The 6,000-nt window shown below is 39.5% G+C and carries 7 protein-coding genes; 5 read left to right on the forward strand and 2 right to left on the reverse strand.

The features are described from left to right. Positions 1-673: 673 nt before the first annotated feature. The 3 genes from N9I19_RS19410 (at position 674) to N9I19_RS19420 (ending at position 3,101) form a co-directional block, all read left to right on the forward strand. Positions 674-1,099 (forward strand): DUF2521 family protein, encoded by a 426-nt coding sequence (locus N9I19_RS19410; RefSeq protein WP_061440399.1) that lies wholly within the window; start codon positions 674-676, stop codon positions 1,097-1,099. Positions 1,100-1,181: 82 nt separating this feature from the next. Further along, positions 1,182-1,898 carry an N-acetylmuramoyl-L-alanine amidase CwlD gene (gene cwlD, locus N9I19_RS19415; RefSeq protein ID WP_061440400.1) on the forward strand — a complete coding sequence of 239 codons (717 nt, stop codon included), beginning with the start codon at positions 1,182-1,184 and terminating at the stop codon, positions 1,896-1,898. 144 nt (positions 1,899-2,042) lie between these two features. Then, positions 2,043-3,101 carry an Mrp/NBP35 family ATP-binding protein gene (locus N9I19_RS19420; protein ID WP_061440401.1) on the forward strand — a complete coding sequence of 353 codons (1,059 nt, stop codon included), beginning with the start codon at positions 2,043-2,045 and terminating at the stop codon, positions 3,099-3,101. 36 nt (positions 3,102-3,137) lie between these two features. Here N9I19_RS19420 and gerD read toward each other — a convergent pair whose 3' ends face one another. Beyond that, positions 3,138-3,713 (reverse strand): spore germination lipoprotein GerD, encoded by a 576-nt coding sequence (gene gerD / locus N9I19_RS19425; protein ID WP_061440402.1) that lies wholly within the window; start codon positions 3,711-3,713, stop codon positions 3,138-3,140. 137 nt (positions 3,714-3,850) lie between these two features. Here gerD and N9I19_RS19430 point away from each other — a divergent pair, with 137 nt between their 5' ends. Then, positions 3,851-4,531, forward strand: a complete 681-nt coding sequence (locus tag N9I19_RS19430) for a KinB-signaling pathway activation protein (protein ID WP_284469080.1) — start codon at positions 3,851-3,853, stop codon at positions 4,529-4,531. A gap of 89 nt (positions 4,532-4,620) precedes the next feature. Here N9I19_RS19430 and pdaB read toward each other — a convergent pair whose 3' ends face one another. Further along, positions 4,621-5,373 (reverse strand): polysaccharide deacetylase family sporulation protein PdaB, encoded by a 753-nt coding sequence (pdaB, locus tag N9I19_RS19435; RefSeq protein WP_061440404.1) that lies wholly within the window; start codon positions 5,371-5,373, stop codon positions 4,621-4,623. 131 nt (positions 5,374-5,504) lie between these two features. Here pdaB and N9I19_RS19440 point away from each other — a divergent pair, with 131 nt between their 5' ends. Beyond that, entirely contained in the window at positions 5,505-5,741 is a 237-nt protein-coding gene (locus tag N9I19_RS19440; RefSeq protein ID WP_061440405.1) for a hypothetical protein, read from the forward strand. Positions 5,742-6,000 lie beyond the last annotated feature (259 nt).

Raw genomic sequence — 6,000 nt, forward strand, 5'->3', positions numbered from 1 at the left:
GACATCCGTTTACCATGGATGTCCTTTTTCATCCTAATCGAGTTTTTTTATTAAGGGGATTGAAAGAGAAAACAAAATCATTACATTCGCTTAAAGTTCAAGAAAGAAATACAGATAAGAATAATTACATATTGAATCAATGTCCTGAAGAGGCATGCGTGGTGAGCTGCCCGAGTCGGCACGGACAGCCTCGGGTAGCAGCCTGAGTGGCGAGTTATCGGGGGATAATTCCAAGTTTCTTAGGTCCAAATGATTGGCTTGTAAGTGGGGGGAAAACAACGAGTAAATCTCCGAAGATGCAATCATATTCCTGTTTACTCAGGCGGTGCGTTCGTAGGTTCGCGTATCGATTCATTTTAAAAAAACAACTGGATCCTCCTCAAAGGTTCATCTTTGTTCCAAGTCCTTGTAAACAGACTTTTATCACTCGAATGTGCGTTCTGCCTTTTAACAAAGTTTCTTAAAGAAGAGACTCTATATTAAATCGAGTTCCATGTGCCTTCTTCATTTACTTCCATTCACCCATGCAATTAGATCATCAACCTAGGCTGATGAACTTATTCTCATTATATTTTGCCAATAGAATAAATGAATGGTTCAAAATAGAACGCAAAAACTAAATTATGTCTTAGGAAATAATTTGGGAAATGGGGAATTGCCCCGGAGGTGAAATATGGCTGTGATATTAGGTTTACAGGAGATGCAAAGGGAAAGGCAATTGAAGTTCGAACGTAGATTGCTCAGGGATCTTTCTATCGACGATATGAAGGGAAGGATTCAGCGTTACTTTGGACAGGATTTCATGGATGTCTTGGAGGAAGGCTACTTCGATGTTGCCATCGAGGCTTATTTATTAGGAGCGAACTATAGTAAGTTTGGCTATTACGGTGAGTCAGAAGAAGATGTAAGGGCCAGGTGTTGGAAGGAAGAGAAGTTTTTGACCGATACTCTTTTTAACTTTATTTTGTATTGGAGAGAAGTTACAGCGAATAACGCTTTCGATGAAGGGCTGTTTTATTGCTGTGAAGGGTTTGTGGGAGAGTGGTGGCAGGACGGCTTTAAGACTGGTGAAAAACGATATAAAATGAAACTGCATTAGAAGGCAAAAATCCCATACCTTGTTCTAATTCCATGGTTTGTCCCATACCTTTTAATATAGGAATCATGGAAGGGGAACGGTCATGCGTAGAAAGCTGAAATATACAGGAATCGCTATGGGATTGTTTGTCCTTTTTTTAATTGTAACTTTTAAATTTGTTGAAGATGATTCTTGGGACTCCTGGAACCTTCCATTGGCAGGTAAGGTAATCGTGCTGGATGCCGGTCATGGGGGAATGGACGGCGGGGCAAATGTACAAGAGGTAATGGAGAAGGAAATTGCCCTTTCCGTTTCATTAAAGGTCCGGGACTATTTACAGGAACAGGGTGCCCTTGTCATCATGACCCGTGAGAAGGATGAGGATTTGGCACAGGGAAAGACAAAAGGGATCCGCCAGCGAAAACAGGAAGACTTACGGAACCGGGTTGAAATGATCAATGATTCGGAAGCGGACTTATTCTTAAGCATTCATTTGAATTCTTTTCCTTCAGCGTCATCGAAAGGAGCCCAGACCTTTTATACAAACAGGTTTGAGGAAAATGAACAGGTAGCAAAATTCATTCAGACTGAAATCATTAGAAACCTTGAAAATACAAAGCGTGATGCAAAAACAATAAATCATGTGTATTTGATGAATCGTGCTAAGAAACCGGGAGCTCTTGTGGAAATTGGTTTTCTTTCCAATAAGGAGGAAAGGGAGCGCCTAGTAAGTGATCGGTATCAAGAAAAGGTGGCCAGTTCGATTTATATGGGTATTTTACGTTACTTTACAGAGGAAAAACTAACGCAAGAAGAGTGATTTCTGGGTCTTGTAACGTACAAGGCCCTTTTTACTATGGGGAAGTAATCAGGTTTCGCGTACAGGGCAGATAATAAGCTTTATTTCAGTAATATGTTATACTGAAAAATGGGAAAATAAAACGAATTCAAAGGGGTGCTCGACTTGTTAACAGAAGAGAAAGTACTGAATTTATTAAAGGATCTTAAAGACCCTTTTCTACATAAAAGCCTTGAAGAGACAAATGGGATTATAGAAATCAAAATAAAACCTGAAAAGAATCATGTAAGCGTTAAACTTGCCATTGCGAAAACGGGGACTGCCGAGCAAATGCAAATGCAATCGGAAGTGGTGGACTTGCTGAAAACGAACGGAGCGGAATCTGTAGGGATTCGTTTCACGGAGCTTTCTGAAGATGAGTTAGCCAAGCACCGGGAAGGCATTCCGCAGGATGAAGCGGACCAAGGCTTGCTTGGACCTAACAGCAAGACACAATTCATTGCGATTGCGAGTGGTAAAGGCGGAGTGGGAAAATCTACGATTTCAGTGAATTTCGCCACTTCACTTGCTCGCTTGGGTAAAAAGGTCGGATTGGTTGACGCTGATATTTATGGATTCAGTGTACCTGATATGATGGGGATAACAAAAAGACCAGTCGTCCGCGGGGAAAAAATCATTCCTGTAGAACGGTTTGGCGTTCAGGTTATCTCAATGGGCTTTTTTGTGGAAGATAACGCGCCTATCATCTGGAGAGGGCCGATGCTGGGAAAAATGCTTAACAGTTTCTTTAATGAAGTGGAATGGGGAGAATTGGACTATTTAGTCCTTGACTTACCACCAGGTACAGGCGATGTTGCATTGGACGTGCATACGATGCTCCCTTCATGTAAAGAAATCATCGTTACGACACCGCATCCGACTGCTGCCTTCGTTGCTGCAAGAGCTGGTGCAATGGCCATCAAGACAGAACATGAAGTCATTGGTGTTATTGAGAATATGTCATTCTTCGAAAGTAAAACGACCGGTGAAAAAGAATATGTTTTCGGAAAAGGCGGCGGAGCGAAGCTTGCAGAAGAGCTTCGAACAGAAGTCTTAGGTCAACTCCCGTTACAACAGCCAGATTGGAACGAAGAGGACTTTGCTCCATCCATTTACGCAGCAGACCATAGGCTCGGTAGGATTTACGAGGATATTGCTAAAAAGGTCATTGAAAAGCTACAATAAAAAAAAGGCTGATTCCAATGGAATCAGCTTTTTTTATTATTTTGCCTTTTTATCCTTATTTTCCTTCTCTACCGCTTTAGTAGCTGCTTTATCCAATCTTTCCTGCATTTTCGCTTGAACGAGAGGACTCTCCATGGTTTCTATGATCAGCTCTTTATAGACGGAACGCATTTCCTTAGTTTTTAATAATTTATTCATTTCTTTTTCCATATCCGGTTCTTTCAATATATCCATGATCATTCCACGATACTGAGGATCAGCAGTTAAGTCCTTCAATACCTTTTTATGTTCGTCTTCTAAAGCTTTAGCATAAGCGGAAGCGAATTCAGGATCATTAAATGTCTTTTTCCAAAATTCCTTTCCTTTATCTGAAGTGACCATATCTTCAATGGATTTCTTAATGACATCCGAGTCCATTATAAGTTCAGCTTTCGTTTTATCATCGGAAATGATATCCTGGATGGCTTTTTTTCCATCATCTGTCTTCAAGATATCGACGACCATTTTCTTTGTCTCTTCATACTCCATTTTATCTGCGCCTGCTCCATTTTGAGCACAACCGGAACAAACGAGTAAGAATGACGTGAAAAGCAAAGCAACTCCCACTCTCATACGCAGGGCCCCTTTCATCCTTCTTATTGTTAATATGGTTCCAAACGGCGATATTATTCCTTGGTGGAATAAGTGGATTTTTCCAAATTTGGTTGGTACAATTAGGGGAATTAAATAGAAATGTATGGAGGAAAACAATGAACAGCCGTAATTTAGTTAAATTGTTTTTAACAACATTGCTTATCGGTGGTGTAACGGGCGGAGTTGTAGGGTTTTTGGCTCGATGGAGTGAGTTTGAGGCTTATTTCTCTTCTTTTGAAGCCAGCGCCATCCTATCAACGTTTATTTGGTTATTCGGTGTTGGGTTAATTTTTAGTGTCATAAGTCAAGCTGGCTTTTTTGCCTATTTAACGATCCATCGTTTTGGTCTGGGAGTATTTAAAAGCGCTTCTTTATGGAATGCCGTTCAAATTGTACTTATCCTTTTTGTTGTTTTTGACCTGGTTTACCTGCGATATCTTAATTTTGGTTCAGGCGAGGGGATTAGTTCCTATATCGTGTTAGCATTGGTTGTTTTGGCTGCAGCACTGATTACAGCTTATTTCAAAATGAAACAAACGAATAGACAATCGTTTATCCCAGCCTTATTCTTCATGGTCGTAGTCACAGTTTTGGAGTGGTTACCTGTCCTAAGTACCAATGATGTAAGCTGGCTTTACTTCATGCTGCTTCCTTTGATAGTCTGCAATGCTTATCAACTCTTGGTTCTAAGCAAATTGATTGAACGATCACAAAAGGAATTGGCCAGTAAAAAAGCACGGAAGCAAACTCGAGCAAAGGAAATGAAAGCCGGCGAATTAGGTAAAGGCAGCAGCTAATCTACTGTAAGTCGGGCCATACATAAGGAAGTCAACATAAAAACTGCGTACTAAGGTTCATGAGGACCATCAGTACGCAGTTTTTTCAGTCAGCGGATTTCCTCACTGTTTGCCGATGAATTGGAAATCATTTCAGAAACGTTAACAAAGTTTAAATTTTTTGATTGTAGTTCCCCTAGTAACTGTGGCAAAGCCTTATTAGTTTGTTTTGCTGAGTCTGAAGCATGTAATAAGATGATATCACCCTTTTTGGTCTTACTGATGTTCTGAACGATCTGGTCAACACCTGGATTGGTCCAATCCTTTGAATCGATGCTCCAATGGACTACAGTATATCCGAAGTTCTCACTGATCTTTAAGAGGCGTTTATCAAAGTGACCGGTGGGCGCTCGTAAAAGTTCTATATTCTTTACATTCAGTTTTTTAAATGCTTCTTGAGCTTTAGATATATCTCGGATGATTTCTTGATCTTCCATTTCGGAATAATCCTTATAATCGTAACCAAGCATACCGATTTCATATCCTTCTTTCCTAATTTTCTCTACTATGTCCGGATGGCGCTCAGCCCAAGATCCCGAAAGGAAAAAAGTGGCTGATTTAATCTGTTCCCTTTTTAATGTTTCTATTATCGGAGCGGCTTTCTCATCACCCCAGCCAATATTGAACGTAATCGCGACATTCTGTTCCCCTTTATAAACCGCTTTTGGCCCATCTTCTGTAGAAAAAACTGGGGCTTGAAGAATGTTCTGCACAAAAAGGAACCAGGCGGTAAAAAGTGCCGTAAGTAAAATTAACGAATAATACTTGATTTTTTTTGCATGAAGCACCATGAAAAATTTCATTAATCCATCCCCTTGTCCAAAAGACTCTTGTCTTCAAATTTATGCGCGAGGATTATTGTTATGCAAAAAATCAGTTGAAAATTCATAAAATGGGTGTGAATGGGGAAAGATGTCTGATGGAGGTGTGAATCATGCTCGGTTTATTGATTAATGACAAAGAAAAGATGGAATTGGAGTACCTGTTAAAAAGAGAGATGGATGAAATACTTTTCGATTTGCAAGATGACAGAATTGATCACTTAGTAAAAAGGGCAATAAACGAGAAATATAACATCCTTTTCAGACTGTTTAAAAGGGTGAGCACTGAGGAGGAATGCCTAATGTATATGAGGGTGAAAACGAACTTAACCAAGGGAAATCAGTCATGATATATAAAAGTGAATTATATTCAAAAAACCTATTGACTATTAATTTATACACTGGTATATTATAAAAGTTGCTGCAACGTAGTAATGCTTTTGAAAAAGAGTGAAAAAACTTTTCAAAAAAAGTTATTGACGAAGCGGTAATAAGATGTTAAGATATTAAAGTCGCTAAGAGATATAGCGAAAAAATTGCTCTTTGAAAACTGAACAAAACAAAGCGCCAACGTTAAATTTTAAGTGAGCACACACTATCAAAAAAGCA

Source organism: Peribacillus sp. CSMR9, from assembly GCF_033141925.1.
In the GTDB taxonomy this organism is placed as follows: Bacteria; Bacillota; Bacilli; order Bacillales; family DSM-1321; genus Peribacillus; species Peribacillus simplex_A.

Coding starts and splice junctions, on each gene's coding strand:
- N9I19_RS19410 (WP_061440399.1), top strand. CDS start 674: ATGGCTGTGATATTAGGTTTACAGGAGATGCAAAGGGAAAGGCAATTG.
- cwlD (WP_061440400.1), top strand. CDS start 1,182: ATGCGTAGAAAGCTGAAATATACAGGAATCGCTATGGGATTGTTTGTC.
- gerD (WP_061440402.1), bottom strand. CDS start 3,713: ATGAGAGTGGGAGTTGCTTTGCTTTTCACGTCATTCTTACTCGTTTGT.
- N9I19_RS19430 (WP_284469080.1), top strand. CDS start 3,851: ATGAACAGCCGTAATTTAGTTAAATTGTTTTTAACAACATTGCTTATC.
- pdaB (WP_061440404.1), bottom strand. CDS start 5,373: ATGAAATTTTTCATGGTGCTTCATGCAAAAAAAATCAAGTATTATTCG.
- N9I19_RS19440 (WP_061440405.1), top strand. CDS start 5,505: ATGCTCGGTTTATTGATTAATGACAAAGAAAAGATGGAATTGGAGTAC.